Annotated in this window: 2 protein-coding genes; both read left to right on the top strand. The window is 43.7% G+C overall.

All coding sequences use genetic code 11. From position 1 onward, the window contains the following. Positions 1 to 677: M15 family metallopeptidase (locus R7Z50_RS25510; protein ID WP_318149477.1), on the top strand; the 677-nt coding region annotated here is incomplete at its 5' end. Further along, on the top strand, positions 674 to 877 hold the full coding sequence (locus R7Z50_RS25505; RefSeq protein ID WP_025631472.1) for a DUF2897 family protein: 204 nt from the start codon (positions 674 to 676) through the stop codon (positions 875 to 877). The genes R7Z50_RS25510 and R7Z50_RS25505, both read left to right, overlap by 4 nt. Positions 878 to 917 lie beyond the last annotated feature (40 nt).

Here is a 917-nt window from a genome sequence, read left to right as displayed (position 1 = left end):
CAACCGATTCTCACCTTCAATCAACCATGGTTGGTCAGAAGGCTTTTTTAATGCATCCCGATGTCGCGAACGATCTGCTCAATATGATCGAAGCAGCGAAAAAAGCGGGATTTAAAATGGAAATTGCCAGTGGCTTTCGAGACTTTTCTCGCCAGCGAGCAATTTGGAATGGGAAGTTCGAAGGTGAGTTGCCGATTTTAGATTCTAACTCGCAGCCTTTAAATAAGGCTGCGTTAAGTAACGAAGAAAAACTAAAGGCCATTCTTCGCTGGTCGGCATTACCAGGAGGAAGTCGTCATCATTGGGGGTGTGATTTCGATGTGTATGCTCGCAACTTACTTCCACCAGACACCAAGTTGCAATTGGAACCTTGGGAATATCTAGAAGGTCATCAGCTGGCGTTTTATTGTTGGTTAAAAGATCACATTGATGAGTTCGGCTTTTTCTTCCCTTATCTGCAAGATTTAGGTGGCGTCGCCATTGAACCTTGGCACATTAGCCACAAAGCCATCGGTCAACAATGTGCTGCTCAACTGAACGCCGAAATGCTAAAAGATGAGCTGGTTCGACAAAATCAACAACACAACATTGCAGGGCTAGAATCGATACTGAATAATTTAGATAGCATCTTATCTACCTATATTCGCAATATCACCCCACCGCCGGAGGCGTTATGATCGAATTTCTTACCAACCCTTGGGTGATCATCATTGTGGTCTTGAGTGTGATCATCGGGAACATTGCCGCTCTGAAGTACACCGCCAAAATGAAGTTCAACCAGATGGATAAAGGTCGCAAGAACGATTTGGATCGTCTAAACGAGCTAGATAAAGAACGTTACGGCGACGATGAAAGTAGCAAACACGAACAAAAATAAGCTGCTTTTTAATCGCTATTGCTAATTGAGTTAAGCGTCT

Source organism: Vibrio sp. 1249-1 (assembly GCF_033340495.1).
The sequence above is the reverse complement of the archived record's forward strand: the minus strand, read 5'-3'. Positions and strand labels throughout refer to the sequence as shown.